We start from the raw sequence: 16,832 nt of genomic DNA, 5'->3' as shown, positions 1-16,832 counted from the left end.
CTGTTTTGGCTGCGAGTCTGTTAATGTTTCCTTAACGTTGGTGAATTTAGATTAAACTTTTTATTGTAGCGGCGATCGTTCTTTGGACGCGCTACGCAAACACTCAACGCGCGGCTCAATCGTAACCCCCTCTCCTTATCACCGCCCCTCACCACCATGCTCTGGATCCGCATTGCCAGTGGACTTGTCGCGATCGCTCTCGCGCTGCTAATGACCTTTCTAGGCGGTTGGTATTTTTGTCTGGGCATTGGGGCACTGATTTATCTGGGTCAACTGGAATACTTTGAATTAGCCCGTGCCAAAGGGAGTGCGCCGGCGGCTAAAACCACCCTCGTGGTGAGTCAAGTGCTCCTGATCACCTCACTGCTGCGTCCAGACCTTGCGGATGCTGTCTTTCCCGTCGCAGGTACCTTCATTTGCTTCTACTTGCTATTTCAACCCAAGCTGGCCTCGATCGCCGACATTTCCACTTCAATCATGGGGCTATTTTACGGCGGCTATTTGCCAAGCTATTGGGTGCGCTTGCGGGGATTGGAGCAACAGGCAACATTACCTTTGGGAGGATTTTGGCCAGAGCAGTTTCAACTCACCGCTTTGCCCTTGGGGTTGCAGGTAACCCTCTTGGCCTTTGTCTGTATTTGGGCGGCAGATATTGGTGCCTATGCTGTTGGTAAGCTCTTTGGCCGGACACGGCTTTCCCACATCAGTCCCAAGAAAACCGTAGAAGGGGCAGTGTTTGGCGTTTTAGGGAGTTTAGGCGTCGCCCTTTGGGGAGCACATTCCCTCGGCTGGCCACTCCCTTGGCTTTTGGGTGCAATGTTTGGCCTCATGATTGGCATTGCCAGTCTATTGGGGGACTTAACGGAGTCAATGATGAAACGGGATGCCGGCGTCAAAGATTCTGGCCAGTTGATTCCCGGGCATGGCGGCATTTTGGATCGCGCCGATAGCTATGTTTTTACGGCACCCCTTGTGTTTTACTTTGTGACGTTACTATTGCCCTTGTGTCAATGAGTTTCTTGCCATTCAATCTACCAAAATTCGCCGCAGTGCTCCGTCTATACCGCAAAGCGGTTAGGTAGTGGTGAGGCGGCGGGCGACCATAGGGAGCAGTCACTCAATCTCAGCTTGTTGCTGGATATATTGAGCTAGCACCGAACATCGGGTGCGACTGATAGCTATAGTCCACTCATGATCACCCTGACGTACGAGTACAAACTAAAACTAACCCAGCAGCAGGCTAAGCAGATCGACTACGATCTAGACGTGTGTCGCCAAGTTTGAAATGATGCGCTGAGGGAGCGCAAAGACTGGATTGCTGCGCGCAAATGTCCAGTCAATGCCTGCTCTGTGCCTAGCGAGTACATCATCCCAGCGGATGCCCCCTACCCCAGCTTCAACGTGCAGTGCCAAGGATTAACCCAAGCAAAGCAGACCAACCCTGATTTAGCGTCGGTTAACGCCCAAGCATTGCAGCAAGTCTTGAAGCGGGTGGTTGGCCTCGATGTTGGCCTGGAATACTTTCTCTCCACCTCGGACGGACTTCAACTAGCATGGCCTAGGTTTTTCGTAGAGATGCTGTGAACGGGGAATCTCCTGCTATACGCCTAGCCTTAGCGGGATGAGCGTCAATGAGAACGGGGCTCAGCCTGTCCAGAGGTACTTGATCGTCGGCCTAAAGATCAGGAAAGACAACCCGCACATCAGGATGGACTAAATGGTGCTGCTTGACCACTAGACCCTTGGCAAGGGCAGGGGAGAGTTCGAGGGCGCGATCGCCATGATCGGCGAGGCAAAGAATATAGGGCAAGGTGCTATTCGTCAGGGCTTGGGTGGCTGTCCAAGGCACAGCTCCCGGCATATTCGGCACGCCATAGTGAACCACACCAAAGGCGGTATAGGTGGGGTTGGAATGGGTCGTGGGTCGCAGCGTTTCCACACAGCCCCCTTGATCCACGGCCACATCAATGATCACAGCGCCGGGGCGCATCGTTTGCACAAGGGACTTGGGCACCAAACAGGGAGGACGCTGACCCGGCACAAGGACAGCACCAATCACTAAGTCCGCTTGGGGCAATAGCTCAGCAATGAGGTGAGAACTGCTGTAGAGGTACTCCACCCGGGCGCCAAAGAGGGTTTCTAGGTACTTGAGACGCTCGACATTAATATCGAGAATGCTCACCTGTGCCCCCAAACCCACAGCCATCCGCGCCGCCTCTGTGCCGACGACACCGCCCCCTAAAATGACAACCCGCCCCGGCCGCACCCCCGGAATGCCACTGAGGAGCACTCCCCGCCCCCCTTGGGTACGCTCTAGGAAGCGGGCACCAAACTGCACTGCCAAGCGACCGGCAATCATGCTCATGGGGGTTAGCAGCGGGAAGCTGCGTTGGTGATGATGCGTTTCTTCAACACTTTCATAGGCGATCGCGGTAATCCCCGATTCCAACAGAGCCACCGTCAGCTCCCGACTAGCGGCAAGGTGCAAGTAGGTAAAGAGCAGTTGGCCAGAACGCAAATAGCGATACTCCGAGGGCAAGGGTTCCTTGACTTTGACCACCAGTTGGGCATCCCACGCCGCTTGGGCCGTGGCCACAATTTGGGCCCCTGCGGCAACATAGGCCTCATCGAGAAAGCCTGAACCCACCCCCGCGCCACTTTCAATGAGAACCTCATGACCGCGCTCCCGCAGACTTTGCACCCCTGTTGGCGTCAGACCGACGCGGAATTCTTGATCCTTCATTTCTTTGGGGACACCGATACGCATGGCCAATCTATTCTCCGAGGTCTAGAAATTGATAACTACCAAAGACCTTCAACACATCTGTAGCGTCCTTAAGCGCCAGCAGACAATCAGCCACCACATCAGGGCGACCATTCACCTCTAAGTCAACAAAGAAGAGATAATCCCCCAAAGCACGTTTGCTGGGGCGCGATTCAATGCGGCTGAGGTTAATCTGGCGATCGCTAAAGAGTTGCAGCACCTTGAGCAGGGCACCGGGGGCATTGGCCTTCAGGCTAAAGGCAATGGAAGTGTGGGTATCCCCCGGCTGGGGCCAGCCGTCCCCCTGTTGGCGACTCACCACCCAAAACCGCGTGCAATTGTCGGGAATATCCTGAATTTCGGTGGCGACAATGGGTAGTTGATGGAGTTGGGCGGCTCGCACGGAGGCGATCGCCGCCACCCGATCGGATTGAGCCACGTATTGCAGCCCTTCGGCGGTGGAGGTCACCGGACATTGGCGAGCATGGGAAAGATGGGCTTGTAACCAGCGCTGGCACTGCCCGAGAGCTTGGGGATGGGAATAGACCGCTTGAATTTGGGCGAAATCTGTGGTTTGGGCAATGAAGGCATGGACAATGGGGCGGATAAAGGCGTACTGAATGTGCAGCGTATCCAGTCGCCATAGTGAATCAAGGGTAATGTTGACACTGCCCTCAACGGAATTTTCACTGGGGACTAGCGCCAAATCCAACTCGCCGGCGGCCAACGCCTCCAAACAGCCAGCGATCGTCGTCAAAGGAATCAGCGTCAGGGGTTCTCCCTGTTGCCATTGGGCGTAGCTTTGAGCGGCTTCTTCACTGTAGGTGCCCACTGGGCCAAGATAACCCAGCTTCACCATAGAGGATCTAGACAAGGGGGGCAAGGACTCAAGGACACATCCTCACAAGGGATTTGCAAAAGGGTCTAATGAATGAGTTAGACGTAAGCCGGGTTCTGTTCAAAGGGTGGTTATCTATCTGGGACACTTGTTACCAAGTGCCTCTAGCGGCTCTGGCTAGCAAAGAACTGGGGAAAAGACCAACCCTAGTTCCTTAGCGCTAGCACACCTTGCTTCCAGCCGGGGTTTACCGAGCCAACACCTCTCGATGTTGCTGGTGCGCTCTTACCGCACCGTTGCACCCTTGCCTGTGAGGTTTCCCTCCATCGGCGGTATATTTCTGTGGCACTATCCTCGCGGTCACCCGCACTGGGCGTTACCCAGCAAGCTTGGTCTTTCGGAAGCCCGGACTTTCCTCAGGAGTGAGAGACTCCCGCAACCACCGCGCTAACTCATTCAGTTTTATTGTACTAGGGGCGCTTGGGCAATACTCCCTAGACCAACGGCAGATAATACGGCGACCCATTCACTGCGGGCTAGGTTCCGTGTGGCTTCATTTCCTTGCAGCTCGGCCAAAATCGCCAAGGTTTCGTACCAAAGACCCGCATCAACTGCTGCCCCAAGGCGATCGCCCCCACTCTTGCCCTGAAGTTGCTTTGCCAAATCCGTGGCCGGCTGCACCCGCGAAATCACGCCACTGACAGAGATAAAGGCGGAGGGATCATCGGCATCAGCACCACACAGTAGGGTAAAGGTCCAGCGGTAGTCTTGGCCGGGTTGGAGTTGCACATTGGGCTTCAGTGCCAGAATCCCCGGTTCAGCGGGTAGATCCACCACCATTGTTGCTAGGGGACGATGCTCAGCATCAGCAATCACCACTTCCCCCTGCGTGGCTTTGCTCTTGGGCACAAAAACAAAGAGGGTTGGTGTCGCCACAGCCGTTTGGCCAAGGTGGGTATCAGGGAGTAAGGCGGTTAAACGTTCACTGCCGCTAACACAGGCTCCACGGGTTGCCCCCCCAAAGCGACTACCGGGAACACCACGGTTCGGCAGATTCGCCCGCAGTCGCGCCACAAGACTGGAAGGCTGGCTCACCACAGGCGTCGTTCCCTGAGCAAGGCTGAGAGAACCAAGGGACAACAGAAAGAGGGTCACCGCAGGTACAAGGGCAAGGTAGGAACGCATGGCCAAACTCCTAAGAAGAATAGCTCTACCCTAGCCCTAGGGAGTCGGCCTTGGCAGTGAACTCGCTTACCGTTGGGGTGTGATTGCGATCGCTTGCTCTAGGCAGTGGCACTGGCCAACTGACGCAAAATCTTGAGCGCCTCATCTACGTGGGCTTTGAAGTTGAGCATAGAGTCAAAAACGTAGCGCACCACACCCTCTTGATCAATGACATAGGTGACTCGCCCCGGAAAGAGACCAAAGAGCGAAGAGGCACCATACTGCTGGCGAACCTTGTTGCCGGGATCACTGAGGACGAGAAAGGGGAGTTGGTGATTTTTCTGGAAGCCCTGCTGCCGCTCCACGGGGTCGCCACTAATGCCAATCACTTCAGCGCCCAGTTCTTGGAAAACACTGTAGGCATCGCGAAAGGCACAGGCTTGAATCGTGCAGCCGGGGGTTTCTGAGGCGGGGTAAAAGTAGAGGACAACGTTCTTTTTGCCACGAAAGTCGGAGAGCTTCACTTTGCGGCCATCGGCAGCCGTGAGTTCAAAATCAGGGGCGCGATCGCCCACTTGAATTGCTGTGGCCATACTCTCGCTAATTGCCTCCCAACCACTTTTGGCCATTCAGGCGCTGCATCACCCCAAAGACCAGTAGATCAAGCGTTACTTTACGCTCATCCCCCAAAAATGGCTCAATGGTGCTGGGGGCAATGCCACCGCTGCTACAGACAAAAGCCTTCGGCCCTTGGATATCCCCCTCTAGGAAGTAGAGGCGAAACTGATACATTCCCTTGCCCCACTCACCTATCACGGTATTCTCCTCTAGGCGCAGACTCACATCCCCCACTTTGGCGCTGAGGGCGTTCTGGAGAGCAGGCAAAAAAGCCTCATTAATAAACTCAGCAAAGGGTTTATCCTCAATGGCGGGGGGCTTTTCTTTTTTGGGGGCTTGGGTGGGCGTCTCTTCTGCCATAGCGCTGCTATAGGGTACCATTTCCTCTGCATGATAGCACTCTCCCTTGCAGGCAACGGCCATGGGGCAATTAGAATTACGACGCCCAACGATTAAGGATTTAGATAGCATCGTTCAACTGGATCAGGTGTGTCTGGGGGGCTTTTGGTCGCACCAAGGCTATGCCCGTGAGTTGGAGAATCCGCAACATACGCTGCTGGTGGTGGCCACCCTTGATGGGGTGTGGGGCTGTGGCGTGAGCTGGGGGATTGCCGATGAATTGCACTTGGTGCTGTTGATGGTGCATCCGCAGTACCGGCGGCAGGGGTTAGCAGGGTTACTCCTATGTCGGCTCTTGCAACTGGGGCATCAAGGGGGCGATCGCCAGTGGGCAACGTTGGAAGTACGCGCCAGCAATGCAGCCGCCCAAGGACTCTATCAGCACTTTGGCTTTGAACTGGTCGGACGGCGTCCCCACTACTACGAGAACCCCCCAGAGGATGCCCTGATTCTTTGGCGCAATCACCTCAATACTCCCGAAATGGGGCAGGAACTTAAGCGGCACTGGCAGCACTGGCGATCGCGGGTTGAGGCGCAAGGTTGGTCGCTCATCGATGACACCTAGAGAGCCGAGGGGTGACATATTGCGCTTTGTTACGGCGCTTTCCCCGACCCTTGGGCTGGCGAACGATAATGAAAGGGACACGTTTGGGAGACTTGTCCCATGAACTTGCTGGAACAGTTGCGACAAATGACAGTTGTGGTCGCCGATACGGGAGACATCCTCGCCATCGAAAAATTCACCCCCCGTGATGCCACCACCAATCCCTCGTTGATTACGGCTGCTGCCCAAATGAAGGAGTACCAGCCCATTGTGGATGAAACCCTGCGCAAAGCCAAAGCTGATTTGGGGTCTGGTGCTACTCCCCGTGAGATTGTCTCCCTTGCTGTGGATCGCTTGGCGGTGGCCTTTGGCTTGAAAATTTTGCAAATTATCCCCGGTCGGGTCTCAACGGAAGTAGATGCGCGGCTCTCCTACGATACAGAAGCTACAGTGCAAAAGGCGCGGGAGTTGATTGGCCAATACGAAGCCGCAGGCGTGGGGCGCGATCGCGTGCTGATTAAAATTGCCTCGACCTGGGAAGGCATCCGCGCTGCCGAAATTCTCGAAAAAGAGGGCATTCACTGTAATTTAACCCTACTGTTTGGCTTCCATCAGGCGATCGCCTGTGCTGAGGCGGGTGTGACATTGATTTCCCCCTTTGTTGGGCGCATTCTCGACTGGTACAAGAAAAAAACAGGTCGTGCCGAGTATCCAGGGCCTGAGGATCCAGGGGTGATTTCCGTCACCAAAATCTACAACTACTACAAGAAATTCGGCTACCCCACGGAAGTGATGGGCGCCAGCTTCCGCAACATTGGCGAAATTATTGAACTGGCGGGTTGTGATCTGCTGACGATTTCACCGGCACTGCTACAGGAGCTACAAAACACCAATGGCGAGCTAAAACGCAAACTGGATCCGGCGATCGCTGCCACCCTTGACATTGAAAAAGTCGCTATGGATGAAGCCACCTTCCGCAAGATGCACGCGGCTGATGAGATGGCCAGTGAAAAACTGGATGAGGGCATTAAGGGCTTCACCAAGGCACTGGAGACCCTTGAGGATCTCTTGACGCAGCGACTGACCCGCCTTGAAGGGGCGGAAACCCTCACCCATGCAGCAGAAGAACTCTTCCATGTCTATGACCTCGATGGCGATGGCATTATTACCCGCGAAGAGTGGCTGGGAACGGATGCAGTGTTTGATGCCCTCGATGCCAACCACGATGGTAAGGTGACCCCGGAGGACATGGGAGCAGGCTTGGGGGTGGTGCTGCACTTGGCCAAGGCCAAATAACAAAGACCAACTTGGCAGTCTTGCATCAGCATCCTCTGTGCGTCACAGTGGAAGAAGCGTTCATAGCTGATGCACCAACGATGTCTGATACTTCTCCCTCCTTTCAGCAATTTCTCAGGGATTGTGAGCAATTGGGGCTACTGCGCCTTGTGGTTACAAACGAAACTGCCGTTCTGGAGGTGCGATCGCCCCTCACCAAGGTTTTCTATGCTGAACTGCCCAAGGGGCGCTATGCCAATATGCACACGGAGGACTTTGAGTTTCACTTGAATATGGATCAGGTGGCCAAAATTCGCTTTGAGGAAGGGCAAGCCAAGCGGGGCAACTTTCCTACCTACGCCATTCGCTTTCTCGATGCCAATGAGAAATCCGTCCTCAGTGCCTTTTTGCAGTGGGGTAAGCCCGGTGAATACGCCGCAGGTCAAGTGGCAGCTTGGCACACCCTGCGGGAACGCTACGGTACAGAGTGGCAACCCGTGGTGGCCGCCCTTGAGGCAAAAGCGTCCAGCGCAACCCATGGATAGGGATCTATGAGAGTCGTTGTAACCGGTGCTACTGGATTTGTCGGGCAGCAGGTCGTCAGCGCCCTCAGCGATCGCGGCGATCACGTGGTTGCCTTAGTACGCTCCCCGGCGAAAGCCGCCAAACAATTCGCTGGCATGACCCATGTTGAATGGGTGGGCTATACCCCCAAAGCCGCTGGGGACTGGTTTGCTGCCCTTGAGGGGGCGGATGCAGTAATTAACTTGGCAGGAGAACCCCTTGCCAATGGTCGCTGGACAGCGCAGCGCAAACAGGAGATCTACGATAGCCGGGTTGTCGGCACACAGCAGTTGGTGCGGGCGATCGCCCAATGTCAACAGCGCCCGCGGGTATTGGTCTCGACCTCTGCCATTGGCTACTACGGCACTAGCGATACAGAAACGTTTGTCGAAACCCATGCAGCGGGAAATGATTTTCTGGCCAAGGTCTGTGTGGACTGGGAAGCGGCTGCCCAAGGGGTAACGGATTTAGGGGTGCGGTTCGTAATTCTGCGTTTTGGCATTGTCCTCGGCGAGCAGGGGGCACTGGCCAAGCTCCTATTGCCCTTTCAGTTATATCTAGGGGGGCCCCTTGGGTCGGGTCAGCAGTGGTTTTCGTGGATCCATCAGCAGGACTTAGTGCGCCTGATTCTGGCCGCAGTGGATCAAGCGGGAATGCAGGGGGTTTACAATGCCACCGCCCCAGAGCCACTGACGATAGCGGACTTTTGCCGGGTATTAGGAGAGGTGATGCAGCGCCCCTCTTGGTTGCCTGTGCCCGCCCCAGTTCTCCAATTGCTGCTGGGGGAAGGTGCCGATGTGGTGCTCAAGGGGCAGCGGGTCTTGCCGGAGCGGACGCTGGCTACGGGATTTCAATTTGACTACCCCAACGCCAAGGCAGCTCTCACCAACCTCCTCAAACCACGATATACTGATGGTTCCCGCTAGTTTGGTGCAAGATGGTGGAATTGACCCCCGCAGCCATTCAAGAGTTGGAACGTCTCCAAGCCCATGGCGTCAGTCGAGGTCGGGCCGCGATTCTACGGATTCAGGTGCAACCTAGTGCCTGCGGTGACTGGCGCTACGATCTTGCCCTTGTGACCGAACCCGAGCCGACGGATGTGCTCACCCAGTCCCAAGGCTGGACAATCGCGATCGCGGCGGAAGCGGCTGAGATGTTGCGGGGGTTGCGGGTGGATTACATCGAAGACTTAATGGGGGGCGCTTTTCGCTTCCACAATCCCAATGCCAGTCAAACCTGTGGCTGTGGCATGGCCTTTCGGGTGAGCGGATCGTAGGTTTCAGAAATCACTATGGGCAATACGTTTGGGCATCTCTTTCGCGTCACCACCTTTGGTGAATCCCATGGGGGCGGTGTGGGGGTGGTTGTGGATGGCTGCCCTCCCCGATTGGAACTGTCAGAAGCGGATATTCAAAAGGAACTGGATCGCCGCCGCCCCGGCCAAAGTCGGCTCACGACCCCTCGCCAAGAGAGCGATCGCTGTGAAATTCTCTCCGGTGTCTTTGAGGGCAAAACCCTCGGCACGCCCATTGCGATTCTGGTGCGCAACAAGGACACTCGCCCCGAAGATTATGCCGAAATGGCACGGGTCTATCGTCCCTCCCATGCAGATGCTACCTATGACGGCAAATACGGGATTCGCAACTGGCAAGGGGGGGGCCGTGCCTCGGCACGGGAAACCATTGGGCGTGTGGCCGCGGGGGCGATCGCCCGCAAAATTCTGGCTCAAGTCGCGGGTACCGAAATCATTGCCTACGTCAAGCGGGTCAAGGACATTGAAGCCGTTGTTGATCCTGATACCGTGGCAGCGGCTGCCGTTGAGGCGAATATCATGCGCTGTCCCGATGCCACCACCGCAGAAAAGATGATTGCCCTTGTGGATGAGGTGCGGCGGCAGGCCAACTCCATTGGCGGTGTCATTGAGTGCGTGGTTCGCAATGTGCCTGTCGGCCTAGGCTCCCCCGTCTTTGACAAACTAGAAGCAGATCTTGCCAAGGGGGTGATGTCGCTGCCCGCCAGTAAGGGCTTTGAAATTGGTTCTGGCTTTGCCGGTACCCTGCTCACGGGTCAAGAGCACAATGACGAGTTTTATACCGATGAACAGGGAAGAATTCGCACCCGCACCAATCGCTCTGGGGGGGTTCAGGGGGGCATCTCCAATGGCGAAAACATTATTTTGCGGGTAGCTTTTAAGCCCACCGCCACCATTGGTCAAGCCCAGAAAACCGTGAACCAAGCAGGCGAGGAGACAATTCTAGCGGCAAAAGGGCGGCATGATCCCTGTGTGTTACCGCGAGCGGTGCCGATGGTCGAGGCAATGGTAGCTCTCGTTCTCTGTGACCATCTGCTCCGGGATCATGCCCAGTGTCATCTGCTGTTTTAGCGACTGCGATTGAGGGCAATCAGTAACCGCAGGATAAAGATAAACAGGTTGATGTAGGTCAGGTACATCGAAAGGGCAGCAGAGAGGTACTGATCATCGCGGTAGGTACGGGGCAGCACAAAGAAGTCCACCACCGCAGCCCCCACAAAGAGCACGACACCAATGCCAGAAATCGCAATTTCCAGAAACGTGGGTGTAAAGACACCAAAGAAGCTGAAGACTAACTGGAGAACGAGCACCACCAGCAGGGCAATAATCCCCAGTTGTACCGTTTTGGCAAGGGCAAAGCCATCGCGTTCCGACAGATTGGAACCAATGGGACTAGCGGCCATAAACGTGATGCCACAGCCACCAGCGGCAATGATGATCCCCATAATGCCTACGGTGCTGAGGGCAAGGGCAATCAATCCAGAGAGCGTATAACCCGACAGCAAACTGTAGGTGGCCAACAGGGGTAGGGCTAGCCCATTATTCCCTTTGCGAGCGGCTCCCTGCGCCACAAAAAAGAGGACAAGTTCAGCAATAATGGCAACAATGAATGTGGGCATGAACAGTTGAGGTGCGGCGCTGATGACGCCGAGGCCACCCCAGCTACCCACCGCCGTCAGGACGAGGCCACCACCGACAAAGGGCAGGGCATTGCGAATCACATTAGGCCCTACAATCGCGCTACTACGCGCCTCGCGAATCGCCTCTTGAAAATTACTGGTACTACTCACGGGAATCCTCCAAGGGTGGTGAATAGACAACACAGCCAGATGGCATAGTTCTATTGTGCCAAAATTCCCAAGGGCACCTAGCTGGCAACAACCACGGAGACCTCTGGTGGCGGGGCGGTTATCTCTAATGGCGGATAGAATTGGGTCAAGACACTCAAGGATAGATGCTCCACCGTTGGGTAGTATCCCAGCCATTGACTGGCTAACTGGGCAAATTGTTCGGGTATCCCACTGACATAAAAGTGCACTTGGCCTTGGGGGCAAGGAGTCGCTAAATTCATGGCCTCTAGTTTGCGCACTGTTGCACGGGCAACGGCATGGGCAGGATCAAGGTGATGAACCGTTGCGGGCAAATACTGCTCAATCACAGGGCGCAGGTGGGGGTAATGGGTGCAACCATAAATGAGGGTATCGGGGTCAAATTGAACTAGGGGGTTTAGGGTCTGACAAACAATGCGGTGGACGCGATCGCCCTCTAGGCAATTGCTTTCCACAAGGGGGACAAACTCAGGGCAAGCCACTTGAGCGATCGCCACTGTGGGTGAGAGTTCCTGAAGTGCCCGTGCATAGGCACCGCTTTTAACCGTTGCGGGGGTAGCAATGACACCAATGCGCTTTCCCAGCGTGACCGCCATCTTGGCAGCGGGGACAATCAAGCCAAGGATCGGAAAGGGAAACTCACTGCGAACCTGTGCCAAGGCAAGGGCTGAACTGGTGTTGCAGGCCATCACCGCCATCTTGACGCCTTGGGAATGCATCCACGTCAAAATCTCCCGCACATATTGCAGGATTTCACTGCGGCGGCGAGTTCCATAGGGCAACCGTGCTGTATCCCCAAAGTAGAGAAACGATTCTTGGGGTAAAAGGCTTTGGAGTGCCTGTAAAACCGTCAAGCCGCCCACCCCACTGTCAAACACGCCAATCGCTCCCAGAGGATTTAGCCCTAGGGATGTCTTGTGCCAGTTGTCCACTCGAACCTCGACCTCACACCAACAAAAATGACATTGCCCCGTTCAGCAAGAGGGCAACCACAGCCAATCTACTGCCCTTTTTACGGAGATGGGACACGCTCAAAACCGCGAGATCTCCTTGATGGACTCTAGGTCATAGAAAAGGGCTGTAGTGCCACTCTAGCAGGTTTTGCTAAGAAGCGAATGATTGACGCTAAGACTGAACATCGGGTGCTATACATTGAATCACAGAGCACCCGTGGCTGTAGGGTTGGTCACCCCCTGTGGGGAAGTTATGGTGTGAGGATAGGAAAAACAATGCTCAGTCAGGAACAGCTCACCAGTTCCCAGGAGTGTGAGCGCGCATGGATTGAAATTGATTTGGCGGCCTTGGCAGCGAATACCCAACATCTTCGCCAATGGCTGGCACCAACAACGGAACTTTTAGCCGTGGTGAAAGCAGATGCCTATGGTCATGGTGCCCTCACGGTGGCACAGACGGTTTTAGCCCACGGTGCAACTTGGCTAGGGGTGGCAACAATCCCCGAAGGGATTGCCCTACGGCAGGCGGGGATTACAGCGCCAATTTTGGTCTTGGGATCCGTCAATTTGCCCGTGCAGGTGCAGATGATGGCCGAGTGGCAGCTTCAGCCCACCCTCTCTACACCCAAGCAAGCCTTGATTTTCTCTGACTACGCTGATCACCGGCGGGAACCTCTTGATGTCCATTTGATGATTGATACAGGCATGTCCCGCTTGGGCTGTCCGTGGCAGAATGCAGTCGAATTTGTGCAGTTTGTGCAGCGGTTACCCCACCTGCGCATCCAAGGAATCTATTCTCACTTTGCCAGTGCCGATGACACCGATCCCAGTTTGATGTGGCAGCAGCAGGCCTATTTTGAACAGGTGTGGGAACAGATTTCGGCCCTAGGTTTAGGGGCTGTGCGCCGTCACATGGCGAATTCGGCAGCCACCTTGGCCAACCGCAGTAGTCACTATGACATGGTGCGCGTTGGTTTGAGTCTCTACGGCGTGTATCCGGCGCCCCATTTACGGGGGGTGGTGCCGCTGCGACCAGTGATGCAAGTGCGATCGCGCATTACCCTGTTGAAGGAGATTCCCGCCCATACGGGCATTAGCTATGGCCACCAATTCATTGCCCCCAAGCCGATGAAAATTGCCGTTGTGGGCATTGGCTACGCTGATGGGGTGCCCCGCCTTCTTTCCAACAAGCTCGAAGTCTTGGTTCAGGGAAAGCGCGTTCGCCAAGTGGGGGCCATTACGATGGATCAACTGATGATTGATGTCAGTGACATTGATGGCCTTCAGGAGGGGGATGTGGTGACCCTTCTTGGCGAAGATGGCGGGGACTGCCTAACCGTAGAAACTTGGGCGGACACCCTAGGCACAATTACTTGGGAAATTCTCTGTGGCTTCAAGAACCGCTTGCCGCGTATTCCCGTGTCCTAAAATTTCGCTACTCTCCTTCAGAGCCGTGGGCTGCCATGAACTCCCGCGCCCCCGGAAAGGTCTGGGATTCACCCGCAATCACTTTTTTGATGCCAAACTGCACTACAGCACCCGCACAGAGATAGCAGGGCATTAGGGTTGAGTACAGCACCGTATCTTCATAGCGACCGATGCGACCCGCATTGGCCAGACAGTCAATCTCCGCATGCAGAATCGGACTGCCCCGCTGCACCCGTTGGTTGTGTCCGCGACCAATGATTTGGCCATTGCGCACCAAGACCGAGCCAATCGGAATGCCACCTTCTCTGAGTCCTTGTTCTGCCTCGGCGATCGCCGCCGCCATAAATTCATCCATGATTGTCCGCCTGAGCAAATGTTCATTCCTAGTAAACGTCTTTTTCTGAACGGGTGTCTAGTCTTGGTATGATGCAAGCCAGAATCTGGTGGTGTCAGTGTCCATGATCAAGTTTTTGGTAACGGGTGGGGGTGGTTTTATTGGCGCCAACTTTGTGCGCTTAGCCCTTACGGAAGGCTGGGGGGCGGTACTCAACCTCGATAAAGTGACCTATGCCTGTCACCCCGGCACCTTGGCCATGCTCGAGCAATTGCCCAATTATCAATTTGTCAAGGGGGATGTGGGCGATCGCCCCCTTGTGCAAGAGCTATTGCAAACCTTTCAGCCCGATGCCGTGATTCACTTTGCTGCCGAAAGCCATGTCGATCGCTCCATCAATAGTCCCCAAGACTTTATCCAAACCAATGTTGTGGGCACCGCCAATCTCCTAGAGGAGGTCAAAACCTACTGGCAGCAGTTACCCACTGGAGCACAGGAGCAGTTCCGCTTCATTCATATTTCCACCGATGAAGTCTATGGCAGCCTTGGCTCTGAGGATCCGCCCTTTCGTGAAGACAGCCCCTATGCCCCCAACAGCCCCTATGCCGCCTCAAAGGCTGCCTCAGATCACTTGGTGCGAGCTTACCACCACACCTACGGTCTGCCCACCCTGACAACGAATTGCTCCAACAACTATGGTCCCTACCAGTTTCCCGAAAAGCTGATTCCGCTGGTGATCTGCCAAGCCCTAGCGGGGCAACCGCTGCCGATATATGGCGATGGTCAAAATGTGCGGGATTGGCTCTACGTTGAAGATCACTGCCGTGCGGTCTATACCGTTTGGCAAAAGGGTCAGGTGGGGGAAACCTACAACATTGGTGGCAACTGCGAAAAGCCGAACCTTGAGGTCGTGCACACCCTCTGCGATCTACTGCAAACCCTTGTGCCTCGCGCTGATTTGAATTACCGCAGCTTGATTACCTTTGTCAGCGATCGCCCCGGTCACGATCGCCGCTACGCCATTGACGCCCGTAAAATTCAGCGAGAACTGGGGTGGCAGCCCGAAGAAACGTTTGGCAGTGGCCTCGAAAAAACCGTGCAGTGGTATCTTGCCCATCAAGACTGGGTGGAAGCAGCGCGCACCGCCGACTACAGTGCTTGGCTGGCAACCCACTATGGCAGCGTTCTTAGTCATTGCCCATGAAAGGAATTATTTTGGCTGGTGGCTCTGGAACCCGCCTCTATCCCCTGACACAGGTGCTCAGTAAACAACTGATGCCCATTTATGACAAGCCGATGATTTACTATCCCCTCTCAATTCTGATGCTGGCGGGGATTCGGGAGATCCTCATTATTTCTACCCCAGAGCACCTCTATCTTTTTGAAAAGCTTCTAGGGGATGGTCATCAGTGGGGCTTGTCCCTCAGCTATTGTGTGCAGCCTCAGCCCAATGGTCTCGCGGAAGCTTTTATCCTAGGGCGGGAGTTTTTACAAGGAGAACCCATCTGCCTCACCCTTGGGGATAATCTGCTCTACGGCCATGATTTACCCCAAAAATTGCAACAGGGGGCGCAATTGACGGAAGGGGCAATGATTTTTGGCTATCGGGTGGCCAATCCGCAGCAGTACGGTGTGATTGAGTTTGATGCCAGCGGTCGCGTCCTCGGCATTGAGGAAAAGCCAGCGGTGCCCAAGTCCAACTATGCGGTGCCCGGCATCTATTTCTATGACCATCAAGTGTGCGATCTGGCAGCCCAGCTTCAACCATCGGCGCGGGGGGAACTGGAAATCACCGATCTCAACCGCCTCTACCTTGAAAAGGGACAACTGCGGGTGGAATTGCTGGGACGCGGCTATGCGTGGCTGGATACGGGTACCCATGATCTGCTGCAACAGGCCAGCAGCTTTATTCGCACACTGGAGGAACGGCAGGGGGTGAAAATTGCCTGCTTAGAGGAAATTGCTCTGCATCAGGGCTACATTACCCCAGAGCAACTTTATGAACTCGCCCAACCCCTGCGCAAAAGTAGCTACGGTCAATATCTCTTGCAGGTGTGGGCAGAAGTCACTGGAGGCATTCATGCTTAAGGTACAACCGCTGGCGATCGCTGACGTTCTGCTCTTGGAACCCCGTGTCTTTCGCGACCAGCGGGGCTTTTTCCTAGAAAGCTTTAATCAGCGGGCTTTTATGGCCGCTACAGGCTTAGAGGTGACCTTTGTCCAAGACAATCACTCTGCCTCACAACAGGGCGTGCTACGGGGATTACACTACCAGCACCAACAGCCCCAGGGCAAACTCATTCGCGTGATCGAGGGGGAAATTTTCGATGTCGCAGTCGATTTGCGGCGCTCTTCGCCCACCTGTGGCCAATGGGTGGGGACTTGGCTGAGTGCGCAGACCTTCCAGCAACTATGGATTCCCCCTGGCTTTGCCCATGGTTTCTGGGTGAAGTCACCAACAGCCCAAGTCCTCTATAAAACAACGGACTACTACAATCCGGAGGATGAATATACGCTGCTGTGGAATGATCCAACTGTCAGCATTCAATGGCCGATCGACAGCGAACCCCTCCTTTCTGCCAAGGATCAGCAGGGCAAGTCGTTTAACGAACTTCCCCTATTTGCTTGAGATAAAAAATCCCTCCCCAATTGGAGAGGGACACTCAGACGAGGATACGATTAGGCTCTACAGAGCGTTACCACGGGGGAGTACCTCTTCTGGGAAGACAAAGTTTTCATGGGGTTGGTCTTGGGGCGCCATCCAAGCGCGAATGCCCTCGTTCAAGAGCAGGTTCTTGGTGTAGAAGGTC

General features: G+C 55.1%; 18 protein-coding genes, 1 other RNA gene and 2 pseudogenes. 11 read left to right on the top strand and 10 right to left on the bottom strand.

Annotated features, from left to right (window positions below):
* Positions 1-156: 156 nt before the first annotated feature.
* Positions 157-1,014, top strand: a complete 858-nt coding sequence (locus RHK62_RS09640) for a phosphatidate cytidylyltransferase (protein WP_149821646.1) — start codon at positions 157-159, stop codon at positions 1,012-1,014.
* Positions 1,015-1,675: 661 nt separating this feature from the next.
* Here RHK62_RS09640 and ald read toward each other — a convergent pair.
* The 6 genes from ald to RHK62_RS09610 form a co-directional block, all read right to left on the bottom strand.
* Positions 1,676-2,767 carry an alanine dehydrogenase gene (gene ald, locus RHK62_RS09635; RefSeq protein WP_302678001.1) on the bottom strand — a complete coding sequence of 364 codons (1,092 nt, stop codon included), beginning with the start codon at positions 2,765-2,767 and terminating at the stop codon, positions 1,676-1,678.
* Between the two features lie 7 nt (positions 2,768-2,774).
* Positions 2,775-3,623 carry a prephenate dehydratase gene (gene pheA / locus RHK62_RS09630; RefSeq protein ID WP_206199710.1) on the bottom strand — a complete coding sequence of 283 codons (849 nt, stop codon included), beginning with the start codon at positions 3,621-3,623 and terminating at the stop codon, positions 2,775-2,777.
* Between the two features lie 69 nt (positions 3,624-3,692).
* An RNA gene (gene rnpB / locus RHK62_RS09625) (RNase P RNA component class A) lies at positions 3,693-4,057 on the bottom strand.
* Between the two features lie 7 nt (positions 4,058-4,064).
* Positions 4,065-4,787 carry a DUF928 domain-containing protein gene (locus RHK62_RS09620; RefSeq protein ID WP_302678000.1) on the bottom strand — a complete coding sequence of 241 codons (723 nt, stop codon included), beginning with the start codon at positions 4,785-4,787 and terminating at the stop codon, positions 4,065-4,067.
* A gap of 98 nt (positions 4,788-4,885) precedes the next feature.
* A complete protein-coding gene (locus RHK62_RS09615) occupies positions 4,886-5,395 on the bottom strand; it encodes a peroxiredoxin (RefSeq protein WP_225901532.1) in 510 nt (169 codons plus the stop codon).
* Positions 5,367-5,744 (bottom strand): DUF2996 domain-containing protein, encoded by a 378-nt coding sequence (locus RHK62_RS09610; RefSeq protein ID WP_302677999.1) that lies wholly within the window; start codon positions 5,742-5,744, stop codon positions 5,367-5,369. The genes RHK62_RS09615 and RHK62_RS09610 overlap by 29 nt, the downstream gene beginning before the upstream one ends.
* Positions 5,745-5,805: 61 nt before the next feature.
* Here RHK62_RS09610 and rimI point away from each other — a divergent pair, with 61 nt between their 5' ends.
* From rimI to aroC, 6 genes are all read left to right on the top strand, one after another.
* Entirely contained in the window at positions 5,806-6,348 is a 543-nt protein-coding gene (gene rimI / locus RHK62_RS09605) for a ribosomal protein S18-alanine N-acetyltransferase (RefSeq protein WP_302677998.1), read from the top strand.
* Positions 6,349-6,447: 99 nt separating this feature from the next.
* Positions 6,448-7,623, top strand: coding sequence for a transaldolase (locus RHK62_RS09600; protein ID WP_302677997.1), 1,176 nt, complete (start codon positions 6,448-6,450; stop codon positions 7,621-7,623).
* Between the two features lie 62 nt (positions 7,624-7,685).
* Complete coding sequence (locus tag RHK62_RS09595) at positions 7,686-8,147, top strand: ChuX/HutX family heme-like substrate-binding protein (RefSeq protein ID WP_399378131.1); 462 nt, start codon at positions 7,686-7,688, stop codon at positions 8,145-8,147.
* 6 nt (positions 8,148-8,153) lie between these two features.
* On the top strand, positions 8,154-9,092 hold the full coding sequence (locus RHK62_RS09590) for a TIGR01777 family oxidoreductase (RefSeq protein WP_310453647.1): 939 nt from the start codon (positions 8,154-8,156) through the stop codon (positions 9,090-9,092).
* Positions 9,093-9,103: 11 nt separating this feature from the next.
* Entirely contained in the window at positions 9,104-9,442 is a 339-nt protein-coding gene (locus RHK62_RS09585) for an iron-sulfur cluster assembly accessory protein (protein ID WP_302676218.1), read from the top strand.
* A gap of 15 nt (positions 9,443-9,457) precedes the next feature.
* Positions 9,458-10,549 (top strand): chorismate synthase, encoded by a 1,092-nt coding sequence (aroC, locus tag RHK62_RS09580; RefSeq protein ID WP_310453646.1) that lies wholly within the window; start codon positions 9,458-9,460, stop codon positions 10,547-10,549.
* Here aroC and RHK62_RS09575 read toward each other — a convergent pair.
* Positions 10,546-11,268 carry a Bax inhibitor-1 family protein gene (locus RHK62_RS09575; RefSeq protein ID WP_206199702.1) on the bottom strand — a complete coding sequence of 241 codons (723 nt, stop codon included), beginning with the start codon at positions 11,266-11,268 and terminating at the stop codon, positions 10,546-10,548. The two genes, aroC and RHK62_RS09575, sit on opposite strands and share 4 nt — an antisense overlap.
* 77 nt (positions 11,269-11,345) lie before the next feature.
* Positions 11,346-12,239 (bottom strand): glutamate racemase, encoded by an 894-nt coding sequence (gene murI / locus RHK62_RS09570; protein WP_310453645.1) that lies wholly within the window; start codon positions 12,237-12,239, stop codon positions 11,346-11,348.
* Between the two features lie 297 nt (positions 12,240-12,536).
* Here murI and alr point away from each other — a divergent pair, with 297 nt between their 5' ends.
* A complete protein-coding gene (alr, locus tag RHK62_RS09565) occupies positions 12,537-13,688 on the top strand; it encodes an alanine racemase (protein ID WP_206199700.1) in 1,152 nt (383 codons plus the stop codon).
* A gap of 16 nt (positions 13,689-13,704) precedes the next feature.
* Here alr and RHK62_RS09560 read toward each other — a convergent pair.
* Positions 13,705-14,043 (bottom strand): annotated as a pseudogene (locus RHK62_RS09560) (nucleoside deaminase); the annotation flags it as partial.
* 103 nt (positions 14,044-14,146) lie between these two features.
* Here RHK62_RS09560 and rfbB point away from each other — a divergent pair.
* The 3 genes from rfbB to rfbC are packed head-to-tail and all read left to right on the top strand — an operon-like array spanning position 14,147 to position 16,651.
* Complete coding sequence (rfbB, locus tag RHK62_RS09555) at positions 14,147-15,226, top strand: dTDP-glucose 4,6-dehydratase (RefSeq protein WP_310453644.1); 1,080 nt, start codon at positions 14,147-14,149, stop codon at positions 15,224-15,226.
* A complete protein-coding gene (gene rfbA, locus RHK62_RS09550; RefSeq protein ID WP_310453643.1) occupies positions 15,223-16,110 on the top strand; it encodes a glucose-1-phosphate thymidylyltransferase RfbA in 888 nt (295 codons plus the stop codon). Before rfbB ends, rfbA begins: the two co-directional genes overlap by 4 nt.
* Complete coding sequence (rfbC, locus tag RHK62_RS09545) at positions 16,103-16,651, top strand: dTDP-4-dehydrorhamnose 3,5-epimerase (RefSeq protein WP_310453642.1); 549 nt, start codon at positions 16,103-16,105, stop codon at positions 16,649-16,651. The genes rfbA and rfbC overlap by 8 nt, the downstream gene beginning before the upstream one ends.
* Before the next feature lie 57 nt (positions 16,652-16,708).
* Here the strand turns inward: rfbC and RHK62_RS09540 are convergent.
* Positions 16,709-16,832: pseudogene (locus tag RHK62_RS09540) on the bottom strand (photosystem II protein D2); the annotation flags it as partial.

Origin of the sequence: Thermosynechococcus sp. HY213, assembly GCF_031460975.1 — a bacterium.
In the GTDB taxonomy this organism is placed as follows: domain Bacteria; phylum Cyanobacteriota; class Cyanobacteriia; order Thermosynechococcales; family Thermosynechococcaceae; genus Thermosynechococcus.
Note: the sequence above shows the minus strand (reverse complement) of the source record. Positions and strands in the feature narration are given on the sequence as shown.

What these genes read in the sequence shown, in the direction of transcription:
- RHK62_RS09600 (WP_302677997.1), top strand. Translation starts at nt 6,448, where the DNA reads ATGAACTTGCTGGAACAGTTGCGACAAATGACAGTTGTGGTCGCCGAT.
- RHK62_RS09590 (WP_310453647.1), top strand. Translation starts at nt 8,154, where the DNA reads ATGAGAGTCGTTGTAACCGGTGCTACTGGATTTGTCGGGCAGCAGGTC.
- ald (WP_302678001.1), bottom strand. Translation starts at nt 2,767, where the DNA reads ATGCGTATCGGTGTCCCCAAAGAAATGAAGGATCAAGAATTCCGCGTC.
- RHK62_RS09640 (WP_149821646.1), top strand. Translation starts at nt 157, where the DNA reads ATGCTCTGGATCCGCATTGCCAGTGGACTTGTCGCGATCGCTCTCGCG.
- rfbC (WP_310453642.1), top strand. Translation starts at nt 16,103, where the DNA reads ATGCTTAAGGTACAACCGCTGGCGATCGCTGACGTTCTGCTCTTGGAA.
- RHK62_RS09585 (WP_302676218.1), top strand. Translation starts at nt 9,104, where the DNA reads ATGGTGGAATTGACCCCCGCAGCCATTCAAGAGTTGGAACGTCTCCAA.
- RHK62_RS09620 (WP_302678000.1), bottom strand. Translation starts at nt 4,787, where the DNA reads ATGCGTTCCTACCTTGCCCTTGTACCTGCGGTGACCCTCTTTCTGTTG.
- pheA (WP_206199710.1), bottom strand. Translation starts at nt 3,623, where the DNA reads ATGGTGAAGCTGGGTTATCTTGGCCCAGTGGGCACCTACAGTGAAGAA.
- RHK62_RS09615 (WP_225901532.1), bottom strand. Translation starts at nt 5,395, where the DNA reads ATGGCCAAAAGTGGTTGGGAGGCAATTAGCGAGAGTATGGCCACAGCA.
- rfbB (WP_310453644.1), top strand. Translation starts at nt 14,147, where the DNA reads ATGATCAAGTTTTTGGTAACGGGTGGGGGTGGTTTTATTGGCGCCAAC.
- rfbA (WP_310453643.1), top strand. Translation starts at nt 15,223, where the DNA reads ATGAAAGGAATTATTTTGGCTGGTGGCTCTGGAACCCGCCTCTATCCC.
- aroC (WP_310453646.1), top strand. Translation starts at nt 9,458, where the DNA reads ATGGGCAATACGTTTGGGCATCTCTTTCGCGTCACCACCTTTGGTGAA.
- rimI (WP_302677998.1), top strand. Translation starts at nt 5,806, where the DNA reads ATGGGGCAATTAGAATTACGACGCCCAACGATTAAGGATTTAGATAGC.
- RHK62_RS09610 (WP_302677999.1), bottom strand. Translation starts at nt 5,744, where the DNA reads ATGGCAGAAGAGACGCCCACCCAAGCCCCCAAAAAAGAAAAGCCCCCC.
- alr (WP_206199700.1), top strand. Translation starts at nt 12,537, where the DNA reads ATGCTCAGTCAGGAACAGCTCACCAGTTCCCAGGAGTGTGAGCGCGCA.